This is a genomic window from Methylobacterium sp. BI1 (genome assembly GCF_056680125.1).
In genome coordinates, this window is the sequence record NZ_CM155267.1 from 4,208,738 (window position 1) to 4,230,517 (window position 21,780).

A 21,780-nucleotide genomic window follows, 5' to 3' on the forward strand; every position below is an offset into this window, starting at 1 on the left:
GACCGCCGGGACGTGATCGGGGCCGCGCGACCGCAGGGCCGGCGGCGGGGCCGGCCATGTCCGCAGCGGGGTTGACCCCCCGGCGGGCTTGGCTCCAATGCCCCGGCTCAACCGGGACGCCTCGCCGATGCCGCCGCTCTTCGCCCTGCCCTTCCCCGCCATCGATCCGGTGGCGGTGGCGATCGGGCCGATCACCATCAAGTGGTACGCGCTGGCCTACATCGTTGGCCTGCTGGGCGGGTGGTACTATGCCCGCCGGCTGGTGGCGGCGGACCGCTACTGGGGCGTGGTGCGGCGCCCGAGCCTGAACGACATCGACGACCTCATCGTCTGGGTGGCCTTGGGCGTCGTCCTCGGCGGCCGCATCGGCTACGTGCTGTTCTACAACCTGCCGCTCTACCTCGCCGACCCCATCGAGATCCTGGCCATCCGCAACGGCGGCATGTCGTTCCACGGCGGCTTCCTCGGCGCCGTGCTGGCCATGGTCCTGTTCGCCCGCTCCCGGAAGCTCCAGGCCCTCACCCTCCTCGACCTCGCCGCCGTAGTGGTGCCGATCGGGCTGTTCTTCGGCCGGATCGCCAACTTCGTGAACGGCGAGCTCTGGGGGCGCATCGCCCCGGACTTCCCCTACGCCATCGTGTTTCCCACCGGCGGCCCCCTGCCCCGGCACCCGAGCCAGCTCTACGAGGCGGCTACCGAGGGCGCCCTGCTGTTCGTGGTCATGATGATCGCGGTGCGCGCCCGGGGCTTCCGCAAGCCCGGCCTGATGGGCGGCATCTTCGTCCTCGGCTACGCCATCGCCCGGACCTTCTGCGAATTCTTCCGCGAGCCCGACCGCCAGCTCGGCTACCTGTTCGGCACGGAGACCTGGTCGACCGGCGGCATCACCATGGGCATGGTGCTCTGCGTGCCCATGGCGCTCGTCGGGATCGTCGCCATCGTCCTGGCCCTGCGCGGCACCACCCGGCCGCGCGTGGCGGTCGAGGACGTCGCCGCATCCCCCGCCAAGGTCGACGCGGCGTGACGAGCCCGCTCTTCGCCGCGATCCGCGACGAGATCCTGGCCTCGGGCCCGATCGGCCTCGACCGCTACATGGGCCTTTGCCTCGGCCATCCGGTGCACGGCTACTACCGCACCCGCGACCCCCTGGGCGCCCGGGGCGACTTCGTCACCGCCCCCGAGATCAGCCAGATGTTCGGGGAGCTGATCGGCATCTGGATCGCGGCGTCCTGGGCCGCAATGGGCGCGCCGGCCGACCTCGCCCTGGTGGAGCTCGGACCCGGCCGCGGCACCCTGATGCAGGACGCGCTGCGGGCGCTGGCGCGCGCCGCGCCAGACCTGCGCCCGGCCCTGCACCTCGTGGAGACGAGCCCGGTGCTGCGGAAGGAGCAGGAAGCCCGTCTCTCGGGCGCCGACCCGACCTGGCACGACACCTTCGAGACGCTGCCTCACGGCCCGACGCTGGTGGTGGCCAACGAATTCTTCGACGCCCTGCCGGTCCGCCAGTTCCAGCGGGCCGAGCGCGGCTGGTTCGAGCGCCTCGTCGGGCTCGCGCCGGACGGCAGCGCCCTCGCCTTCGGCCTCGCGGCGGAGCCCGACACGCGCATCACCGCCAGCGGCCCCACCGGCGTCCTCATGACCCTGCCGGGCGCCGCCCTCGACGCCGTGCGCGGCCTCGCCCGCCGCGTCGTCGCCGACCGGGGCGCGGTGCTGGCCATCGATTACGGCCACATCCGGCCGGGCTTCGGCGATTCGCTCCAGGCGGTGCGCGGCCACACCTTCGTCCCGCCCCTGGCCACCCCCGGCGAGGCCGACCTCACCACCCACGTGGATTTCACCGCCCTCGGTCGTGCCGCCGCCGGCGAAGGGGCGATCCTGCACGGCCCCGTCGACCAGCGCGACTTCCTCCTTGCCCTCGGCCTGCGCGAGCGCGCCGAGCGCCTGGGACGGAACGCGACCCCGGTGCAGCGCGACGCGATCACGGCGGCGGCGACACGCCTGACCGATCCGTCCCGGCGCGGCATGGGCAGCCTGTTCAAGGCGATGGCGTTCTCGGACGCGGCGCTGCCAGCGCTGCCGGGGCTTCCGCCGGCGGGGCGCTGAAACCCGGACGGTTCAGCGGTCTCGCCGGGTCAGCCACAGCGTCCCGAGGCTCAGCGCCAGGGCGCCGAGCGGGAACAGCAGCAGGGTCAGGGTCTGGGGATCCATGGCCGCCGCCTCGATGGCGGAAAACGCGACGCCGACGAACTCGCGTTGCGTGTCGGATCGGCAGGATGCACGTGCAAGCCGTGCCCATCAACCGCAAAACTTGACTTGGGCCCGCCGTCGGACTAACCGCCTCCCTATTCATTCGACGGTCTGATCGTCATCACGAACGCCGACCGGCCCCATGAGGCCGGAGGTCAACGCCCGACAGCGCGATGCGCCCTCGGGCGGGTTTCGCGTTGGGGACAGGGCGTCGGCCCCGGTCACACCGTCGTCGCGAGTCCCGATGCCCAACGCTGCCGCGAACACGACCCTGCGCCTCGAGGATGCGGTGAACGACACCTGCCCGTGGTCGGGCAAGCCGATCGCGGCCGACTCGCTCACCCTCTACAACGGCGCGGTGGTGGGGTTCTGCAACCCGGAGTGCCGGGACAAGTTCGCCAAGGCGATCCGCGGCTTCGAGGACGCGCTTCAGGCGCGCCGGGCCGAGAGCGCGGGCGTGAACCAGTGACCGGTCCGACGCCGATGCCGGTCCAGGGAGCCTGACGCATGTTCGAAGGCCTGTCCGATCGCCTGTCCGGAATCCTCTCCGGACTCACGCGCCGCGGCGCCCTCACGGAGGCCGACGTCACCGCCGCCCTGCGCGAGGTCCGGCGCGCCCTGCTGGAGGCGGACGTCGCTCTCGAGGTCGTGCGCGGCTTCACCGAGAAGGTGCGCGAAAAGGCCGTCGGCGCCGTCGTCCTGAAGTCGGTCACCCCCGGCCAGATGGTCGTAAAGATCGTCAACGACGAGCTCGTGGCGATGCTCGGCTCGGATGCGAGCATCATCGACCTCAACGCCCCCGCCCCCGTCGCCATCCTGATGGTCGGCCTCCAGGGCTCGGGCAAGACCACCACAACCGCCAAGATCGCCCGCCGGCTGGTGTCCCGCGACAAGCGCCGGGTGCTGCTGGCCTCCCTCGATACCCGCCGCCCGGCCGCCATGGAGCAGCTGGCGATCCTGGCCAAGCAGGTCGAGGTCGAGAGCCTGCCGATCGTCGCGGGCCAGTCGGCGGTACAGATCGCCCGGCGGGCCATGGACGCGGCCCGCCTCGGCGGCTTCGACGTGGTCATGCTCGACACCGCCGGCCGCATCACCCTCGACGAGGCGCTGATGGCCGAGGCGGCCGAGGTCAAGGCCGCCACCAACCCGCACGAGGTGCTCCTCGTCGCCGACGCGCTGACCGGCCAGGACGCGGTCAACACCGCCCGCGCCTTCGACGAGCGCCTCGGCGTCACCGGCATCGTGCTGACCCGCATGGACGGCGATTCCCGCGGCGGTGCGGCCCTGTCGATGCGCGCCGTCACCGGCAAGCCGATCAAGCTCGTCGGCACCGGCGAGAAGGTCGACGCCCTGGAGGAGTTCCACCCCTCCCGCGTCGCCAACCGCATCCTCGGCATGGGCGACATCGTCAGCCTGGTCGAGAAGGCGGCCGAGACCATCGACCACGAGCAGGCGCTCCGCACCGCGGAGAAGATGCGCAAGGGCAAGTTCGACCTCGACGACCTGTCGATGCAGCTCGGCCAGATGGAGAAGATGGGCGGCATCGGCGGCCTGATGGGCATGCTCCCGGGCATGGGCCAGATGAAGAAGCAGGTCGAGAACGCCAACCTCGACGAGAACATGTTCAAGCGCCAGCGGGCCATCATCTCGTCGATGACCGCACAGGAGCGGAAGAATCCCGACATCCTCAAGAATTCCCGCAAGAAGCGCATCGCGGCGGGCTCGGGGACGAAGGTGGAGGAGCTGAACAAGCTCCTCAAGATGCACCGGACCATGGCCGACATGATGAAGGCGATGGGCTCGGGCAAGCGCGGCATCGGCCAGGCCCTCGGCTCGATGTTTGGCATGGGCGGCGGCGGCGGAATGGGCGGGATGCCCGGCCTGCCCCCCGGCATGCCGGAGCCGACGCCGGAAATGATCGCCGACATGCAGAAGCAGCTCGGCGGCAAGCTCCCCCCGATGCCTCCGGGCCTCGGGGGCAAGATGCCGGGCCTGCCCGGGCTCGGGGGTCCCAAGGGCCCCGGCGGCCTGCCGGGTCTCGGCGGATTCCCCTTCGGGAAGAAGAAGTAGCGACGGGGGGCGTAGCGCATAGCGAGTCGGGTTTGCCCCCACGGACTCGCCATTCGCTACGCGCTCCTCGCCCTCACACGACACGTTGACCTTTGGAGTAGAACCATGTCCCTCAAGATCCGTCTCACCCGTGGCGGCGCCAAGAAGCGCCCGTACTACCGCATCGTCGTCGCCGACGCCCGCGCCCCCCGCGACGGCCGCTTCATCGACAAGGTCGGCGTCTACGACCCGATGAAGCCCAAGGACGATCCGGCCCGCATCGTGCTCGAGGCCGACAAGATCCAGGCCTGGCTCGCCAAGGGCGCCCAGCCCACCGACCGCGTCCTGCGCTTCCTCGACGCCGCCGGCCTCGCCAAGCGCCCCGCGCGCAACAACCCGCAGAAGGCCGAGCCGGGCGAGAAGGCCAAGGAGCGCGCCGCCAAGCGCGCCGAGAAGGCCGCCGCCCCGGCCGAAGACGCCGCGGCCTGAGGCGCGTCCGCGCATGGCCCGCCGTCCCGGAGGCACATCAACCCACGGTGACGGCGGCCGCCGTGCGCGGCCCGGCCGCATCGGCAGCGATGCGGCCACCTCGGCCCACCGGCCGCGGCCTGACGCCGACGCGCCCCTGCCGCCCACCGACCCGAGCCTCGTCCAGATGGGCGAGTTCGGGCGGGCGCACGGGCTCAACGGCGAGGTCCGGCTGAAATCCTACACCGGCGACCCGCAGGCGATCGCCGCATACGGGCCGCTGATCGGCGCCGATGGCCGCCGCATCGAATTGACCGATGTCCGCCAGGCCGGCGGCGCCTCCCCCGACCTGCTGGTCGTGCGGGTGAAGGGCGTCGGCGACCGCACCGGCGCGGAGGGCCTGAACCGCCTCGCCCTGTTCCTCCCGCGCGATCGCCTCGGCACCGTGTCGGACGCGGACGAGTTCTTCACCGCCGACCTCGTCGGCCTCTCGGTGGTCGATACCCAGGGGGCCGTCCTCGGCACCGTCGCGGACGTGCCGAATTACGGCGGCGGCGATCTCCTCGAGATCAAGCCGGCGCTGGGCGGCGCCACCGCGCTCCTGCCCTTCACCAAGGCCTTCGTGCCCGAGCTCGACATCGCGGGCGGCCGCGTCGTCGTCGATCCACCGGACGACCTGTTCGCGCCGGCCCAACCCCGTCCTCCGGACGAGCCCGCCTGAGGCGGGACGCTCACTCCCGGACCCTTAGAGTCGATCCCGGCCCCGTCGCCGGCCGGCCCTCAGGCCGCCTCCGCATCCGCGCCCGATGTGGCTTCGGTCCGCGACGGCCGAATGCAGGTCCGGTTGCGACCGCTCGCCTTCGCCGCGTAGAGCGCCGCGTCGGCGACGCGGTACAGGTCGGCGGCGTTCCGCACCCCCGCCCGTGTGGACGCAGTGCTCGCCAACCCGGTGCTCGCCAAGCCGATGCTCACCGTCAGGGCGCCCGCCGGGATGCCGGCGGCCGGAAGCCCGAGGCGCCGGACCTGCTCATGCACGGTGTCCGCGACCCGGTGCGCGCAGGCCCCGTCGGCGCCCGTCAGCAGCATGACGAATTCCTCGCCGCCCACGCGGCAGACGAGATCGCCCGGGTGGCGCGCACTCGCCAGGAGGCAGCGCGCCAGGCCCTTCAGGACCTCGTCCCCGACGGCGTGTCCGTGGCGGTCGTTCACCGCCTTGAAGTGGTCGGCGTCGATGACCAGCAGGGACAGGGGTGCGTCCCGGGCGACGCCCGACCCCGCCAGATCCGCCAGGGCCTCCTCGAAGCGGCGCCGGTTCGGCAGGCCGGTCAGCGGATCGGTGAGGGAGAGCCGCGCCAATTCCACCTGCATGCGGCCCCTGTGCCGGAGTTCGCGCCCGAAGAGCAGCGAGAGGCCGGCGCAGAGGCCGCACAGGATCAGCACGATGCTGCCGATGACCAGCGCCTTGACGCGCCACTCGGCGTCGATCTCGTCGGGCGCCAGGGTCACGGCGAGGATCAGCGGCAGGTCGCCGATCCGGGTGAAGGTGTGGTGGCGCGGCTCGTCGCTGCGGACGGCGCTGCCGAGGAAGCTGCCCCTGCCCTCCCGCACGAAGCGCTGGAAGGAGGAAGCGGCCCCGACGTTGTCCCCGATGGCACCGTCGATGACGGGGTGCCGCATGATGCGCTGCCCGTCCCGGGAATAGAGATTGATCGCGCCCTTGGCGCCGAGGGCGATGTTGGCGAACAAGCGGCTGAAATAGGTGAGCTTCAGGGAGGCCTGGACCACGCCGCCGAAGCTGCCGTCCGGCTTGTTGATCCGCCGGCTGAGCACGATCACGGGGACGCCGAGCATCCGCGAGGTGACGGGCTCGCTGATGAACAGGCCCAGATCGGGCCGGTCGCGATGGGCGCGGAAATAGCTCCGGTCGGCATTGTTCAGGGGCCGGGCCGGTACCGCGTGGGCGTCGTAGAGGGTGTCGCCGTTCTCGTCGATCACGAGGAAGACGCCCATGTCCCGGGCCGTCACCGCCCGGTCGAAGAGGATGAGCTGCCGCAGGGCCGGGCTCACCTCCGAGAAGCCCGGCGCCGCCAGGTTGTCGACGGCGCCGCGCAGGGACAGGTCGACGATCTCAACGTTGCGCGCGATGTCGCGCTCGATGACCTGGAGCAGGTTGCGCGAGGTCTGGGCGGCCTTGTCCCAGGCGTCGTTGCGGAGGTCCACCAGCATCACGGCGGACACCACGAGGAGGCCGAGGGGCGCCAGGACGCCGAGTCCGATCCAGGTTCGCGCCGAGCGCAGGTGGCTCGTCAGATCCGGCATCCTCCGCATCGTCGACTTCGTAACCTCCGGTTGTCCGCTCGGAAGGCTGATGACACGGGGACGCTTAAGCGAAGCTTGACTGGGTCAGGCGCCGAACCCGGTGACGTGACGGCGGAGCCAGATTGTTTCAGGAAACGGGCCGGGAGATGGGGCCATCCGGCTTGGACAGGTGGACCTCTTCGGCTCACGTGGGCGGTCGTCGCGACCCGGCGGCGCACGAGGCGCCTGCCGGGTCGCGCCGCATGCGCCAGCCTCAGGCGGCGCGGACGCTCGACAGGAACCTGCCCACCTCGGCGCTGAGATGCTCGGACTGGCGCGAGAGCTCGGAGGCGGCACCCAGGACCTGGCTGGCGGCCGCCCCGGTCTCCTCCGACGCCCTGGCCACGCCCGAGATGTTGCTGGTCACCTCGCTCGTGCCCTGGGCGGCCTGGGCGACGTTGCGCACGATCTCCTGGGTGGCGGCCCCCTGCTGCTCGACCGCGGCGGCGATGCCCGTCGCCATCCCGTCGATCTCGCGGATCCGGCCGGTGATGCCCCCGATGGCGGTGACCGCCTGGTCGGTGACGCCCTGGATCTCGCTGATCTGGCGCGCGATCTCCTCGGTGGCCCGGGCGGTCTGCCCGGCCAGTTCCTTGACCTCGGTGGCCACCACGGCGAAGCCGCGGCCCGCCTCGCCGGCCCGGGCCGCCTCGATGGTGGCGTTCAAGGCCAGCAGGTTGGTCTGCCCGGCGATGTTCGAGATCAGCCCGACCATGTCGCCGATCCGGGCCGAGGTGGTCCGCAGGGCCTGGACGAGCTGGCCCGTCTGGTCTGCCTCGCCCACGGCCGCCTGGGCGAGTCCCGCCGAGCCCTGAACCTGTCGGCCGATCTCCTGAACCGAGGAGCCGAGCTCCTCGGCGGCGGCCGCCACGGTGCCGACATTCGACGCGGCCTCCTCGGCCGCCGCCGCGACCTGGGTGGACTGGGCCGCCGTCTCCTGGGCGGTGGCGGTCATCTGCTGGGCCGTGGCCTGCAACTCCGTCGCGGAGGACGAGACAAGGCTGACGATGCCGCCCACGGCGCGCTCGAAGCCGTCCGCGAGCTCGATCATCGTGCGCTTGCGTTCCGAGACCGCCGCCGCGTCGGCGATACGGCGGATCTCGGACTGCTCGGCCGCTTTCTGCGCCACCATGGTCTTGATGCCCTCGACAGCGCGCCCGACGGCGCCGATCTCGTCACCGCGGCGGGCCTCCGGGATCGTGGCCTCGATGGAGCCCTGCGCCATGCGTTCGAGGACACCGACCAGGCTGGCCAGCGGCCGGGTGATCCCCAGGATGCCCACGAACGCGGCGGCCAGCAGGCCGGCGAGCATGCCGAGGGTGCTGAACAGGATCAGGCTGTGGCGGGTGGCGTTGGTCTGGGCGGTCAGGTCGTCCGAGTCCTTGTCCATCAACGCCGTGATGTCCTCGCCGAGCTTGTTGCCCTCCTGGACCATGAGGGCGAAGGTCGGGTCGATGGCACGGTGCACGAGGGCGACGGCCTCCGCGTTCTGATTCGCCGAGCCGAGGCGGCGGACCTCGGACACGTCCTGCACGAACCGCTCGATGCGCGCGGTCTGCGCGTCGACGCGGGTACCGAAGGTCGGGGCCTGCATCCGCAGATCGGCGAGAGCCTGGCGCATGGGCGCGAGCGCGGCCTCGAACCCGTCATTGGCCGACTTCATCTGAGCGTCTTCGGTTTCGGCGATGACGCGGTAGACCCAGTAGTTCATCTCGAAGACCAGCCGGTTCACCCGGCGCGCGGTCGCAGCACCCTTGGCTTCACGCGAGATGAACAAACTATACGCATCGTCGATCTCGGTCATACGCCCCTGCGCGAACCAGACACAGACGCCGACGATCAGGGCGATGAGTGCAACAACCGCACTCAGCTTCGGCAGAATCTTGACTTTTGAGAAAATCAGCATCGGAGCGCCCCGGAATGGTCGCTCAAGATCAAGCATTCCCGTTAAAGTTTTCTAGCGATTGTCGGAAATTCAGTCTTCGAGCTGAACCAAAATCAGTCATTCCGTTGGCCCTCGCGGCGAGAGGCGAACCAGGACCGTTCAAAGCCCCGATTGACCCGCAAGCCGGTCGGGTGCGCATGGGGCCGAAGTCCGATTCCCGCGGGTCAGGTGCGCGGGGCCGCGTCGCGGAGCTGGCCGATCAGCCAGCGGCCGGCGGGCCCCGGCGGGCGCTCCACCGGGTAGACGGCCCACATCGGCAGGAACAGGCCATTCTTCGGCAGGGCCGCGAGGTCGAGACGCACGAGCTGGCCGTTCGCCAGATCCTCGGCGACCACGTCCAGGGGCATGCCGCCCCAGCCCAGGCCGGAGCGCAGGAACGCGTGCTTCGATCCGAGGTCGGCGAGACGCCAGGTGCGCGGCGAGAACACGCCGAATTCCCGTCCCTTGGTCAGTTCGCTGCGGTCGGTCAGCACGAGCTGGACCTGTTCGGCGAGGTCGGCGGTGGCGATCGGGCCGGTGCACCGGGCGAGCGGGTACGTGGGCGCCGCGACCATCACGAGCTCGATCTGCCGCAGGGGTTCGCGGGCGAGTTCGGGAGGCAGGAGGGGCGTCGCCCCCGCCACCGCGAAGGCGCAGCGTCCGTCGAGGACCGGCGCGATCACCGCCCCCAGGGTCTCGACCTGGATCCGCAGGGGCGTGGCCGGGAAGGCCGGCTGGAAGGCCGCCACCGCCTGCGTCACCACCTGGATCGGGAACAGTACGTCCAGGACGATGCTCACCTCCGGCTCGAGTCCGCCGGCGAGGTCCCGGGCCTGGGCCTTGAAGGTCTCGGCGGCGGCCACCGTGGCGCGCGCGTGGGCCAGGAGCACGCGGCCGGGCTCCGTCAGCACCGGGTAGCGGCTGGAGCGGTCGAACAGCTTCACCCCCGACTGCGCCTCGAGATTGGCCAGGGACTGGCTCACCAGGGACTGTGCACGGCCGAGCTTGCGCCCGGCGGCCGAGAAGCTGCCCGTGTCCACGGCGGCTACGAAGGTACGGAGCTGATCGAGGGTGAGCTGGTCGAGCATCCATCTGTCCGGGTGATGGGACGCATCAAAAGATAGTGGCTTCGCTGAGAGAGGGAAGGCTCCTAGATCTTTGCCCACAGCCAGGGCGCTCCGGCCCTGGCGAAAGCAGACCCGGATCCCTCCCATGTCCCTCACCCTCACCGCCGCTCCCGCGCCCTCCCGCGCCCGCACCGTCACGGCCTGGTCGCTGCAGGCTCTCCTCGCCCTCGTCTTCCTGGCGGCCGGCGGCGCCAAGCTCGCCGGGGTGCCGATGATGGTGCAGGTCTACGACCTCATCGGCGTCGGCCAGTGGTTCCGCATCGTCACCGGCTTGGTGGAGGTCGGCGGCGCGGTCGCCCTGCTGATCCCCGGCTATGCGGGCCTCGCCGCCCTCTGGCTCGCCGGCACCATGGTGGGCGCGGTGATCGCGCACCTCGTCGTCCTGCCGACGCCCGCCGTGCCGGCCGTGGTGCTTCTCGTCCTGACCGCGGCGCTGGCCTGGCTGCGCCGGGACCAGACCCTCTCGGTCCTCGGCCTGCGTCGCTGATCGGCCCCATCGAAGCGAACCGGGTGGCCCGGGCCGGTCCTGCGGGGCCGGACGGCGCCACCCCGCTCCCCGTCGCACATCCTCGTCCCTGCCAGCCGATAGCCCTGCTGGCCCACGTCCCCGAAAGACCGCGTCATGGAAATCGGTATCGACAGCTTCGCCGTCACCCTTCCCGACCCGAAGACGGGCCGGACCCTCCCACCGGCCGAGCGCATGGCGCGCCTGCTCGACGAGGTCGAGGTCGCCGACCGCTCCGGCCTCGACGTGTTCGGCATCGGCGAGCATCACCGGGCGGAGTTCCTCGACGCGGCGCCCGCCATCATCCTAGCGGCGGCGGCGGCCCGCACCCGGCGCATCCGCCTGACCAGTGCCGTGACCGTGCTGAGCGCAGCCGATCCGGTGCGGGTCTTCCAGGACTTCGCCACCCTCGACCTGATCGCCCAGGGCCGGGCCGAGATCGTGGTCGGACGCGGTTCCTTCGGCGAGGCCTACCCGCTCTTCGGCTTCGCGGCGGAGGATTACGACGCCCTCTTCACGGAGAAGCTCGAGCTGCTGCTCGCCCTGCGGGCGCAGACCCACGTCACCTGGCGGGGCCGGTTCCGCCCGCCGCTCACCGGCCAGGGCGTCTATCCGCGCCCCGTCCAGGAGCAGCTCCCGATCTGGGTCGGCGTGGGCGGAACCCCCGCCTCCTTCGTCCGCGCCGGCACCCTCGGCCTGCCCCTGATGGTGGCGATCATCGGCGGCAGCTTCGAGCGCTTCCGCCCCCTGGTGGAGCTCTACCGCGAGGCCGGCCGCCGGGCCGGGCACGCCTCCGAGACGCTGAAGGTCGGCGTCCACGCCATCGGCTTCGTCGCCGACACCGACCGCGCGGCCCGCGCGGCGTTCTATCCCGGCTGGGCCGAGATGTTCGGCAAGATCGGGGCGGAGCGCGGCTGGCCGAGTTCCGGCCTGGAGGAGCAGTTCGCCGCGATGTGCGCGCCCGGCGGGTCCTACCTCATCGGCGCGCCGGAGACGGTCGCCGCGAAGGTGCGGGCGGCCGGCGCCGCCCTCGGCGGCCTGTCCCGCCTCACCTTCCAGATGAGCTCCGCGATGCAGGAGCCCGAGGCGATGCAGCGCTCGATCGCCCTGCTGGGGACGGAGGTGATGCCGCGGGTGAAGGCTGCCACCTGAGGGGACAGGCGACGATCGCGGTGGGTTCGACACGCGGATAACCCGCCGTTAAGAGTTACGTGGGTAAACTTCCCACGTCTCGACGGCCGGGCGATCCCGGTGCCCCGAACCCCCGTGCGCCCCATGAGCACCATCGCCTCCACGGCTTCACCGGCCTTCGCGCAGCGGCCCCCGCCGCGCGCGCATGGCGCGATGAAGGACCAGATGGCCTCGACCATCTCCAGCGAAGTGTCCGCCAGCTCCCTGAGCAGCACGGACGCCACGGCCCTCACCTCGGCCCTCACGGCGATCGACAGCGGCCTGTCCGCCGAATCCACCGGAACGACCGCCGCCAGCGGATCGGCGGCCAGGCGCGATCCGGCCTCCATGAAGGACCGGATCGACGGCCTGATCGCGGATCAGGTCAGCGCCGGCACCCTCACCGACGATCAGGCGGGCGAGCTGAAATCCCTCTTCGCCAGCGGCGGCCGGAGCACGAGCGCGTCGCGCACCGGCGGTACGGCCGAGGCCGGCGGCCCGCCCTCCGGCCCGCCCCCCGGTCCGCCACCGGACGGCGCGGATTCCGACGCGGACGACGGCACGACGCAGACCTCCGCCACCGGCGCCTCGGTCAGCGACCTGCTGAGCAGCTTCATCAAGCAGTTGCAGAGCGTGCAGGCGAGCGGGTCCGCATACGGCGCCAACGGGACGAACCGCAACGGCACGTCGGCCTCGGCGCTGGTCCTCGACACCAGCGCCTGAGGACGAAGCCGCCCCGAGCCCGTCGCCGACGGCTCACCGCGCGCGCCTGGCCGCCCCGTCCCTGGCGCCCCGGGTGGTCTCGTCCCGGCAGGGGCGGATGGCGCCCGGGTTCGGCCGGTCCGCGGCAGCGGGCGCCTCGTAGATCGCGAGGTAGCCGACGCCGCCCTCCAGCACCGAGAATCCGGTCTGGCGATAACCGGCCGCCGTCAGCTCGCAGGCCAGCAGCGCCGGCGGCGTGCCGTGCCGCGAGGGCACGTCGTCGGCATCCACGATCCCGACCTTGCCGCCCGGCTTCATCATCGGCGCGAGGTTGTGGAGCAGGCCGAAGGGCTGGGCGATCTCGTGGTACATGTGGACCAGCACGGCGGCGTCGAGGGAGGCCGGCGGAAGGCGCGGATCGTGCGGCTCGCCGCGCACCACCGTGACGTTGGTGAGCGCGCTCTTGGCGATCCGCCCCTCCAGCCCCGCCAGGTAGCGCGGCGTCACGTCCTCGGCATAGACGTGCCCCTGCGGTCCGACGCGCTCGGCCATCCGCACCGTGTAGTAGCCGCTGCCCGCGCCGATATCGGCGACGCTCTGGCCGGCCGCGATGCCCATGAGCCGCATCACCTGCCCGACCTCGTCGACCGAATCGCGCTGCGCCTCGGAGGCCCAGAGCGGCGCGATGATCTCGGCCACCGGCCGGTCGGGCTTCGGGAAGGCAGCGGCCGGCGTGCCCGCCGGGGCCAGCGGCTCGGCCGCCCGGACGGGCCGCAGCAGGACGAACCCCGTCAGGGCCAGGGCCAGCGTGGCGGTCCGGACGAGGGACACCAGGATCCGGGGGCGGAGCGAGCGGGATGCAGCCATGCCGGGTTAACCCGCCGCCGCCGGATCGGTGCCACGTTGACCCGGCGCGCCTCCGCGCGCCAGTAAGCAGCATGACCGCCAGCCCCTGGAACGCCACCGTCCTCACCCTCTATCCGGAGATGTTCCCGGGGCCGCTCGGGGTCTCCCTGTCGGGCGATGCGCTGGCCCGGGGCACCTGGAGCCTGGAGGCCCGCGACATCCGCGAGCACGGCCTCGGCCGGCACCGCGCGGTGGACGACACCCCCGCCGGGGGCGGCGCCGGCATGGTGCTGCGCTGCGACGTCCTCGCCGCCGCCATCGACGCCGCAGCCGGGCAGGACGACGCCCGGCCCCGCCTCCTCATGAGCCCGCGCGGCCGGCCGCTGACGCAGGCGCGGGTCCGGTCCCTCAGCGAGGGGGCCGGCGTGCTCATCGTCTGTGGCCGCTTCGAGGGCGTCGACGAGCGGGTGATCGCCGGGCGCGGCCTCGAGGAGGTCTCGATCGGCGACTACATCCTCTCCGGCGGCGAGATCGCCGCCCTGGTGGTGCTCGACGCCTGCGTGCGCCTCCTGCCCGGCGTGATGGGCAAACTCGCCTCGGGCGTCGAGGAGAGCTTCGAGACCGGCCATCTCGAATACCCGCACTACACCCGCCCCCGGGACTGGGAGGGCCGCGCGATCCCGGACGTGCTCACCGGCGGCAACCACGGCGCCATCGCGCAATGGCGCCGGGCCGAGGCCCTGCGCCTCACCCGCGAGCGCCGGCCCGACCTGCTGCGCGCCCGCGAGGACTGACGCGTCGCGTCCGCCGGGCCTCCGGCCGGGTTGCCCCGCCACCCGCACCGGGCATAGTCGCCGGGATCCGAACCGGGAGAGGCCGATGCCGAACGAGCACGTGACGATCCGGACGCCCGACGGGGATTGCCCGATGGACGTCCTGGTGCCCCCCGGCCACGGGCCGTGGCCGGCGGTGATCCTCTACATGGATGCCGGCGGAATCCGCCCGGCGATGCGCGACATGGCCCGGGACCTGTCCGAGGCGGGCTACGTCGTCGCCCTGCCGGATCTCTTCTACCGCTACGGGCCCTACGGCCCCTTCGTGCCGCGGGAGGTCTTCGCCGGCGACTTCCGCGCAATCCTCGGCCCGCTGATGGCCACGACCGATCCCCTTAAGGCGGCGGCGGATACGGACGCGATCCTGGCCTATCTCGATTCGCGCGCCGACGTCTCGGGCCTGGCCGTCGGCGCGGTGGGCTTCTGCATGGGCGGCGGCATGGCGCTGGCCGCGGCGGGGCGGAATCCGGATCGCTTCGCGGCGGTGGCGAGTTTCCACGGGGGCAACCTCGCGACCGACGCGCCGACGAGCCCGCATCGGGCGGTCCCGACGCTGAAGGCGGAGGTCTACATCGCGGCGGCCGAGAACGACGGCAGCTACCCGCCGGCGATGGCCGAGCGCCTGGAGCGTGCTCTCACCGGGGCCGGCGTCCGGTACACGGCCCGGACCTACCCGGCCGCCCATGGCTGGATGATGCCGGACTTCCCCGTCCACGACCCGGAGGCCGCCGCGCAGGGTTGGGACGCCCTGCGCGCCCTGTTCCGCAAGACCCTGCCGGGCGCCCCCTGAGACAGGCGGACGGGCCTCAGGCGGCGAGGTCGCGCATCACCCGGATCAGGTCGGACTTGCCCTCGAAGCCGATCCCGGGAAGCTCGGGCATGACGATGTGCCCGGCCTCGACCCGCACCCCGTCCGGGAAGCCGCCATAGGGCTGGAACAGGTCGGGGTAGCTCTCGTTGCCGCCGAGGCCGAGGCCCGCCGCGATGTTCAGCGACATCTGGTGCCCGCCATGGGGGATGCAGCGGCGGGGCGACCAGCCGAACTGCTCCAGGACGTCGAGGGTGCGCAGGTACTCCACCAGCCCGTAGGACAGGGCGCAGTCGAACTGCAGCCAGTCGCGGTCGGGCCGCATGCCGCCGTAGCGCAGGAGATTGCGGGCGTCCTGGTGCGAGAACAGGTTCTCGCCCGTGGCCATCGGGCCCGGATAGAACTCCGACATCGCCGCCTGCAGGGCGTAGTCGAGGGGGTCGCCGATCTCCTCGTACCAGAACAGCGGGTACTGCCGCAGCATCTTGGCGTAGGCGATGGCGGTCTCGAGGTCGAAGCGCCCGTTCACGTCGACGGCGAGCTGCGCCGCCGAGCCGATCTCGGCGAGCACCGCCTCGATCCGGCGCTGGTCCTCCGCGATCGGGACGCCGCCGATCTTCATCTTCACCACGGTGTAGCCGCGGTCGAGGTAGCTGCGCATCTCGGCGCGCAGCTGGGTGTCGTCCTTGCCCGGATAGTAGTAGCCGCCCGCCGCGTAGACGAAGACGCGCGGGTCGGCCTCGATGCCCTTCTGCTCGGCGAGCATGCGGAACAGCGGCTTGCCGGCGATCTTGGCCGTCGCGTCCCAGATCGCCATGTCGAGGGTGCCCACCGCCACCGAGCGCTCGCCGTGGCCGCCGGGCTTCTCGTTGGTCATCATCGCCGCCCAGAGCTTGTGCGGGTCGAGGTTGTCGCCGGCCGCGTTGAGCATGCTCTTCGGATCGGCCTCCAGGAGGCGGGTGCGGAAGCGCTCGCGGATGAGGCCGCCCTGGCCGTAGCGGCCGTTCGAGTTGAAGCCGTAGCCCACCACCCGGCGCCCGTCGCGCTCCACGTCGGTGACCACGGCGACGAGGCTGGCGGTCATCTTCGAGAAGTCGATGTAGGCGTTGCGGATGGGTGAGGCGATCGGCTTGGTGACCTCGCAGACGTCGACGATGCGCATGGTGGCTCTCCGGGATTCGCGGAAGGGGATGGGCTTGGGGACGAAGGCGCGGCCTCAGGAGGCCAGCGCGGCGGGCAGCGGCCGGTCGCGACCCGGCGGCGTCTCGGCCGGCGGCGTCTCGGCTGGGAGGACGTCCGCCGCGGCGATGGCGGCGCGGTCGCGATAGGCGGTCTCGGCCCTGTCGCGGTCGAAGGCGCCCTCCCACTTGGCGATGGCGATGGTGGCGACCGCGTTGCCGATGAGGTTGGTCACCGCCCGCGCCTCGTTCATGAAGCGATCCACCCCGAGCAGGAGGACGAGGCCGGCGACCGGCACGGTGTGGATGCTCGACAGGGTGGCGGCCAGGGTGACGAAGCCGGCCCCGGCGACGCCGGCGGAGCCCTTCGAAGTCAGGAGCAGCACGCCGAGGACGACGAGCTGGTCGCCGAGGCCCAGGGGCGTGTTGGTGGCCTGCGCGACGAAGATCGCCGCCATGGTCAGGTAGATGCAGGTGCCGTCCGCGTTGAAGGTGTAGCCCGTGGGCAGCACGAGGCCGACCACCGACTTCTCGCAGCCGAGCCGTTCCAGCTTGGCCATCATCCGCGGCATCACGGCCTCGGTGGAGCAGGTCCCGAAGGTGATGAGGATCTCGTCCTTGAAGTAGCTCAGCACCTTGGCCAGCGAGAATCCCGTCCAGGCGCAGACGGAGCCGAGCACCAGCCCGACGAACAGGATCGACGTGGCGTAGACGCCGAGCATCAGGTAGGCGAGCGACCAGACGGTGCCGAACCCGTACTTGCCGATGGTGAAGGCCACGCCCGCCCCGGCCCCGATGGGGGCGAGGCGCATCACCATGGCGACGACGCGGAACAGCGCGTCGAGCAGGCTGTCGATGACGGCGACCACCGGCTTGCCGCGCTCGCCGGCCTGGACCAGGGCGAGGCCGAGCAGCAGCGAGATCAGGATGATCTGCAGCATGGCGCCCTTGGCGAAGGCGTCCACGATGGTGGTGGGGATGATGTCCATCAGGAAGCCGACGAGGCCCGGCTGCGCCTCGGCGCGCTTGGCGTAGGCGGCGATGGCGCTGCCGTCGATGTGCGTGGCGTCGATGTTCATCCCCACGCCCGGCTGCATCAGGTTGACCACGACGAGGCCGATGACGAGGGCGAGCGTCGAGACCACCTCGAAGTAGAGGAGCGCCCGCACGCCGATGCGGCCGACCTCCTTCATGTTGCCCATCTTGGCGATGCCGACGACGATGGTGCCGAAGATGACCGGCGCGAGCAGCATCTTGATCAGCTTGATGAACCCGTCCGCCAGGGGCTGCAGCGTCACAGCTACCTCGGGCGCCAGGACGCCCACAAGACCACCCAAGATGATCGCGATGAAGACCTGAACATAGAGTCGGCCGAGCCATGACTTCATGCTCTGTTTCCTCCCATCTGCCTTGTCTCAGGCAGTTTCATCGTTGATCCCTCTTGTGGGGCTTGGCGTTGGACTTACGCCTGGACAGCCGCGCTCGGCCAATGCCATGTTCGGTTCGCGCTATGCGCGCACGGCATCGGGCGGGCGATGGACCTGGACTGGCTGAAGGACTTCCTGGCGCTGGCCGAGCAGAAGACGTTCTCGCGCGCGGCCGAGGCGCGGAGCGTGACGCAGCCGGCCTTCAGCCGCCGCATCCGGGCCCTCGAGGACTGGATCGGGACGCCCCTCTTCCTCCGCGGCGCGCAGGGCGCCGCGCTGACGCCGGCCGGCCTCGCGTTCCAGCCGGCGGCGCAGGACCTGCTGCGGAGCCTCGAGCGGGCGCGGCGCGAGGCGCAGGGGGTCGGCGCCCGGGACACCGCCACGCTCTCGATCGCGGCGACCCACGCCCTGTCCTTCACGTTCTTCCCGGGCTGGGTCCGCCAGGTCATGCAGTCCCGGATGCTCGGGACCCTCAACCTTGTTTCCGACAGCATGGAAGCCTGCGAGCAGATCATGCTGTCGGGCGAGGTGCACTTCCTGCTCTGCCACTTCCACGCGGATGCGCCGACGCGCTTCGAGTCCGATCGCTTCGAGAGCGTGCGGGTCGGGCACGACCGGCTGGTCCCGCTCTGCGCACCCGCTCCGGACGGCAGGGGCCTCTGGGCGCTGCCCGGCACACCCGCCGACCCCATCCCCTACCTCGCCTACTCCCAGCCCTCGGGCCTCGGGCGCATCCTCGCCAGCTGCCGCAAGAGCGAAGCCCACCACCTCGCGACCCGCTTCACCTCGCATCTCGCCGCCACGCTGACGACCATGGCGCGCGAGGGCCACGGCGTCGCCTGGCTCCCGCAGACCGTGGCGGCCGAGGACCAGGCCCGCAGCCAGCTCGTCCGAGCCGGGCCCGACGCCTGCGACGTGCCGATCGAGATCCGTCTGTTCCGGTCGCCGGAGTGCCGCAACCACGCCGCCGACGAGCTCTGGGCGTATCTGCGCGACGCCTGACCCCGCCCCGATCGGGAGACCGGTTTCGCCCCGCACGGGTGCGCTCCGATCCCCGGCGGCACCGCGACCGCTTGCGTCCCGTGCGGCGCGGGTCCATTGGCGTCTCCGGGCCACTCCTCCCCAACGAGGAGCTCTCATCTGGAAGGATGACGCACGTGACCAACCGACCCGCCACGCGCCCCCGCGTGCCGAATTTCTCCTCCGGCCCCTGCACCAAGCGTCCGGGCTGGAGCCTCGCGGCCCTGGCCGACGCGCCGCTCGGCCGCTCGCACCGCTCGGCCATCGGCAAGGCCAAGCTGAAGGAGGCCATCGACCTCACCCGCAGCGTCCTGCAGGTGCCGGCCGATTACCGGATCGGCATCGTGCCGGCCTCCGACACCGGCGCCGTCGAGATGGCGATGTGGTCGATGCTCGGCCCGAAGACCGTCGAGGTCGTGGCCTGGGAGGCGTTCGGCCTCGAATGGGTCACCGACGCCCTCAAGGAACTCAAGATCGCGCCGCGCGTGCATGTCGGCGATTACGGCATCCTGCCCGACCTCTCGGCGGTCGACACCCGGCACAACGACGTCATCTTCACCTGGAACGGCACCGCCGCCGGCGTCCGCGTGCCCGACGGCGACTGGATCGCCGCCGACCGCGAAGGCATCACCATCTGCGACGCCACCTCGGCCGCCTTCGCGATGCCCCTCGACTGGGCCAAGCTCGATGTCGTCACCTTCTCCTGGCAGAAGGTCATGGGCGGCGAGGCCGCGCACGGCATGATCGTGCTCTCGCCCCGCGCCGTGGCCCGCATCGAATCGAACGTCCCGGCCTGGCCCGTCCCGAAGGTCTTCCGCCTGGCCAAGGACGGCAAGCTGATCGAGGGCATCTTCAAGGGCGACACCATCAACACGCCCTCGATGCTGGCGGTCGAGGATTACCTCGACACCCTGAAATGGGCCGCCCGTATCGGCGGCCTGCCGGCGCTGCACGCCCGGGCCGACGCCAACGCGAAGGTCATCCACGACTGGGTGGCGCGCACTCCCTGGATCGGCCACCTCGCCGCCGATGCCGGCACCTACAGCAACACCGGCGTCTGCCTCGTCATCACCGACCCGGACATCCTCGCCATGGGCGACGCCGTCGTCGGTGCCGTCGCCAAGGGCATCGCTGACACCCTGGACCGCGAGGGCATCGCCTTCGACATCGGGGCCTACCGGGACGCCCCGGCCGGCCTCAGGATCTGGTGCGGCGGCACCGTCGAATCGGCCGACCTCGAGGCCCTGACTCCGTGGCTCGACTGGGCCTTCGCGGCCGAGAAGGCGAAACTCGCCCGCGCCGCCTGAGACCCGCGCGACCTCGCCGTCACCCGCGTCGTATACCGTGCGCGCGATGGAGCCCGTTTTCGGCTCCGTCGCGCGTCGCTCCTCCCTCGCCCGAGCCGGACGCCGCCATGCCCGCGCCCAAGGTGCTCATCTCCGACGCCCTGTCCGCCTCGGCCGTGCAGCGCCTGCGCGCGCGCGGCCTCGACGTCGATCTCCGGCCCGAATTCGGTCGGGATCGCAATGCGTTGGCCGCCCTGATCGGCGACTATGACGGCCTGGTGATCCGCTCCACCACCAAGGTCACGGCCAAGCTCCTGGCGCGGGCCTCCCGCCTGAAGGTCGTCGGTCGCGCCGGCATCGGGGTCGACAACGTCGACGTGGCGGCGGCCACCGCCCGCGGCGTCATCGTGATGAACACACCCTTCGGCAACGCGATCACCACCGCCGAGCACGCCATCGCGTTGATGTTCGCCCTCGCGCGGCAGATCCCCCGGGCCGACGCCTCGACCCAGGCCGGCCGCTGGGAGAAGTCCGCCTTCATGGGCACGGAGCTGACGGGCAAGACCCTGGGAATCATCGGCTGCGGCAACATCGGCGCCGTCGTCGCTGACCGGGCCATCGGCCTGAAGCTGAAGGTGATCGCCTACGACCCCTACCTGACGCCGGAGCGCGCCGCCGAAATCGGCGTCGAGAAACTCGAACTCGACGCGCTTCTCGCCCGGGCCGACCTCATCAGCCTGCACGTCCCCCTCACCGAGCGCACCCGCAACATCCTCTCGGCCGACGCCCTGGCGCTGGCGAAGCCGGGCGTCCGCATCGTCAACTGCGCCCGCGGTGGCCTCGTGGACGAGATCGCCCTGCGTGCCGCCCTCGAATCCGGTCATGTCGGCGGTGCCGCCTTCGACGTGTTCGCGACCGAGCCAGCCTACGAAAACCCGCTCTTCGGGCATCCGAACGTGGTCTGCACCCCGCATCTCGGCGCCTCGACGAATGAGGCGCAGGAGAACGTCGCCCTGCAGATCGCCGATCAGATGGCCGACTACCTGCTGAGCGGGGCCGTCGTGAACGCCATCAACATGCCGTCGATCTCGGCCGACGAGGCACCGCGCCTGAGACCCTTCGTGCAGCTGGCCGAGAATCTCGGCTCGTTCCTGGGCCAGCTCACCGATGCGCCGATCCGCGGCATCCGGGTGACGTACGAGGGCGCCGTGGCGGAGATGAACATCCGCGCTCTGACGGCGGCCGCCGTCACCGGGGTGCTCCGCCCCGTCCTGTCCGGCATCAACATGGTCTCCGCCCCGGCCGTCGCCCGCGAACGCGGCATCCTGGTCGAGGAGGTCACCCGCGCCGGCGCTGCGCCCGATTTCGGGTCGGTGATCCACATCTCCGTCGAGGCGGAAGACATGCCGCGCGACGCCGCCGGCACGGTCTTCCAAGACGGCAAGCCGCGCATGATCGAGATCCGGTCGATCCCGATCGACGCCGCCTTCGCCGAGCACATGCTCTACGTGCGGAACCACGATCAGCCGGGCTTCATCGGGCGCTTCGGCAGCGTGCTCGGTTCGGCCGGCGTGAACGTGGCGACCTTCGCCCTCGGGCGCGACGGACAGGGCGGCAACGCGATCTGTTTCTGCGCCGTCGATGCACCGGTCCCGGAGGATGTTCTCACCAGCATCGCCGCGATCCCGCAGGTGAAGCGCGTGCGCCCTCTGCGCTTCTGAGACTGTGCGGTCTCACCAGGTCGGGCTGCAAGCTGGCCTAGCGACGTCATTGTGACGTAAAGGCGGTCCGACGAAGAGGCCCTACGCCTCGGACCCGCCAGCATCCGGACC

The 21,780-nt window shown here is 71.5% G+C and carries 20 protein-coding genes; 14 read left to right on the forward strand and 6 right to left on the reverse strand.

The window, feature by feature from the left end:
* The first annotated feature begins 127 nt into the window (after window positions 1-127).
* The 6 genes from lgt (at window position 128) to rimM (ending at window position 5,485) form a co-directional block, all read left to right on the forward strand.
* Complete coding sequence (lgt, locus tag AC1MGR_RS19900; protein ID WP_480232674.1) at window positions 128-1,024, forward strand: prolipoprotein diacylglyceryl transferase; 897 nt, start codon at window positions 128-130, stop codon at window positions 1,022-1,024.
* Entirely contained in the window at window positions 1,021-2,103 is a 1,083-nt protein-coding gene (locus AC1MGR_RS19905; RefSeq protein ID WP_480232675.1) for a class I SAM-dependent methyltransferase, read from the forward strand. The genes lgt and AC1MGR_RS19905 overlap by 4 nt, the downstream gene beginning before the upstream one ends.
* Window positions 2,104-2,491: 388 nt before the next feature.
* Window positions 2,492-2,716, forward strand: coding sequence for a glutathione S-transferase (locus AC1MGR_RS19910; RefSeq protein WP_108034164.1), 225 nt, complete (start codon window positions 2,492-2,494; stop codon window positions 2,714-2,716).
* A 38-nt stretch (window positions 2,717-2,754) separates the two neighbouring features.
* Window positions 2,755-4,317 carry a signal recognition particle protein gene (gene ffh / locus AC1MGR_RS19915; protein ID WP_108034163.1) on the forward strand — a complete coding sequence of 521 codons (1,563 nt, stop codon included), beginning with the start codon at window positions 2,755-2,757 and terminating at the stop codon, window positions 4,315-4,317.
* A 105-nt stretch (window positions 4,318-4,422) separates the two neighbouring features.
* Window positions 4,423-4,785: a 30S ribosomal protein S16 gene (gene rpsP / locus AC1MGR_RS19920; protein WP_108034162.1), complete on the forward strand. Its 363-nt coding sequence runs from the start codon at window positions 4,423-4,425 to the stop codon at window positions 4,783-4,785.
* Between the two features lie 13 nt (window positions 4,786-4,798).
* Window positions 4,799-5,485: a ribosome maturation factor RimM gene (gene rimM / locus AC1MGR_RS19925; RefSeq protein ID WP_480232676.1), complete on the forward strand. Its 687-nt coding sequence runs from the start codon at window positions 4,799-4,801 to the stop codon at window positions 5,483-5,485.
* Between the two features lie 59 nt (window positions 5,486-5,544).
* Here rimM and AC1MGR_RS19930 read toward each other — a convergent pair whose 3' ends face one another.
* From AC1MGR_RS19930 to AC1MGR_RS19940, 3 genes are all read right to left on the reverse strand, one after another.
* Window positions 5,545-7,092: a sensor domain-containing diguanylate cyclase gene (locus AC1MGR_RS19930; protein ID WP_480232677.1), complete on the reverse strand. Its 1,548-nt coding sequence runs from the start codon at window positions 7,090-7,092 to the stop codon at window positions 5,545-5,547.
* A 244-nt stretch (window positions 7,093-7,336) separates the two neighbouring features.
* Window positions 7,337-9,028, reverse strand: coding sequence for a methyl-accepting chemotaxis protein (locus tag AC1MGR_RS19935; RefSeq protein WP_480232678.1), 1,692 nt, complete (start codon window positions 9,026-9,028; stop codon window positions 7,337-7,339).
* A gap of 203 nt (window positions 9,029-9,231) precedes the next feature.
* A complete protein-coding gene (locus tag AC1MGR_RS19940; RefSeq protein ID WP_480232679.1) occupies window positions 9,232-10,134 on the reverse strand; it encodes a LysR family transcriptional regulator in 903 nt (300 codons plus the stop codon).
* 124 nt (window positions 10,135-10,258) lie between these two features.
* On the opposite strand from AC1MGR_RS19940, the gene AC1MGR_RS19945 reads away from it, so the two are divergent.
* The 3 genes from AC1MGR_RS19945 (at window position 10,259) to AC1MGR_RS19955 (ending at window position 12,571) form a co-directional block, all read left to right on the forward strand.
* A complete protein-coding gene (locus AC1MGR_RS19945) occupies window positions 10,259-10,660 on the forward strand; it encodes a DoxX family protein (RefSeq protein ID WP_108034157.1) in 402 nt (133 codons plus the stop codon).
* A gap of 135 nt (window positions 10,661-10,795) precedes the next feature.
* A complete protein-coding gene (locus AC1MGR_RS19950; protein WP_480232680.1) occupies window positions 10,796-11,830 on the forward strand; it encodes an Atu2307/SP_0267 family LLM class monooxygenase in 1,035 nt (344 codons plus the stop codon).
* A 123-nt stretch (window positions 11,831-11,953) separates the two neighbouring features.
* A complete protein-coding gene (locus AC1MGR_RS19955; protein WP_480232681.1) occupies window positions 11,954-12,571 on the forward strand; it encodes a hypothetical protein in 618 nt (205 codons plus the stop codon).
* Window positions 12,572-12,604: 33 nt separating this feature from the next.
* Here the strand turns inward: AC1MGR_RS19955 and AC1MGR_RS19960 are convergent, their stop codons facing one another.
* Window positions 12,605-13,417, reverse strand: a complete 813-nt coding sequence (locus tag AC1MGR_RS19960) for a methyltransferase domain-containing protein (protein WP_480232682.1) — start codon at window positions 13,415-13,417, stop codon at window positions 12,605-12,607.
* A 71-nt stretch (window positions 13,418-13,488) separates the two neighbouring features.
* Here AC1MGR_RS19960 and trmD point away from each other — a divergent pair, with 71 nt between their 5' ends.
* Both trmD and AC1MGR_RS19970 read left to right on the forward strand, forming a co-directional pair.
* Window positions 13,489-14,190 (forward strand): tRNA (guanosine(37)-N1)-methyltransferase TrmD, encoded by a 702-nt coding sequence (gene trmD / locus AC1MGR_RS19965; protein ID WP_480232683.1) that lies wholly within the window; start codon window positions 13,489-13,491, stop codon window positions 14,188-14,190.
* Between the two features lie 85 nt (window positions 14,191-14,275).
* Window positions 14,276-15,019 carry a dienelactone hydrolase family protein gene (locus tag AC1MGR_RS19970; protein WP_480232684.1) on the forward strand — a complete coding sequence of 248 codons (744 nt, stop codon included), beginning with the start codon at window positions 14,276-14,278 and terminating at the stop codon, window positions 15,017-15,019.
* Between the two features lie 16 nt (window positions 15,020-15,035).
* Here AC1MGR_RS19970 and AC1MGR_RS19975 read toward each other — a convergent pair whose 3' ends face one another.
* On the reverse strand, window positions 15,036-16,199 hold the full coding sequence (locus AC1MGR_RS19975) for a mandelate racemase/muconate lactonizing enzyme family protein (RefSeq protein WP_108034151.1): 1,164 nt from the start codon (window positions 16,197-16,199) through the stop codon (window positions 15,036-15,038).
* Window positions 16,200-16,253: 54 nt separating this feature from the next.
* On the reverse strand, window positions 16,254-17,603 hold the full coding sequence (dctA, locus tag AC1MGR_RS19980; protein ID WP_480232685.1) for a C4-dicarboxylate transporter DctA: 1,350 nt from the start codon (window positions 17,601-17,603) through the stop codon (window positions 16,254-16,256).
* Window positions 17,604-17,750: 147 nt separating this feature from the next.
* Here dctA and AC1MGR_RS19985 point away from each other — a divergent pair, with 147 nt between their 5' ends.
* The 3 genes from AC1MGR_RS19985 to serA all read left to right on the forward strand — a co-directional run bounded on the left by AC1MGR_RS19985 (window position 17,751) and on the right by serA (window position 21,669).
* Window positions 17,751-18,644, forward strand: coding sequence for a LysR family transcriptional regulator (locus AC1MGR_RS19985; RefSeq protein WP_480232686.1), 894 nt, complete (start codon window positions 17,751-17,753; stop codon window positions 18,642-18,644).
* A gap of 146 nt (window positions 18,645-18,790) precedes the next feature.
* A complete protein-coding gene (locus AC1MGR_RS19990; RefSeq protein ID WP_480232687.1) occupies window positions 18,791-19,969 on the forward strand; it encodes a phosphoserine transaminase in 1,179 nt (392 codons plus the stop codon).
* Window positions 19,970-20,076: 107 nt separating this feature from the next.
* Window positions 20,077-21,669 (forward strand): phosphoglycerate dehydrogenase, encoded by a 1,593-nt coding sequence (gene serA, locus AC1MGR_RS19995; protein WP_480232688.1) that lies wholly within the window; start codon window positions 20,077-20,079, stop codon window positions 21,667-21,669.
* The last annotated feature ends 111 nt before the right edge of the window (window positions 21,670-21,780 follow it).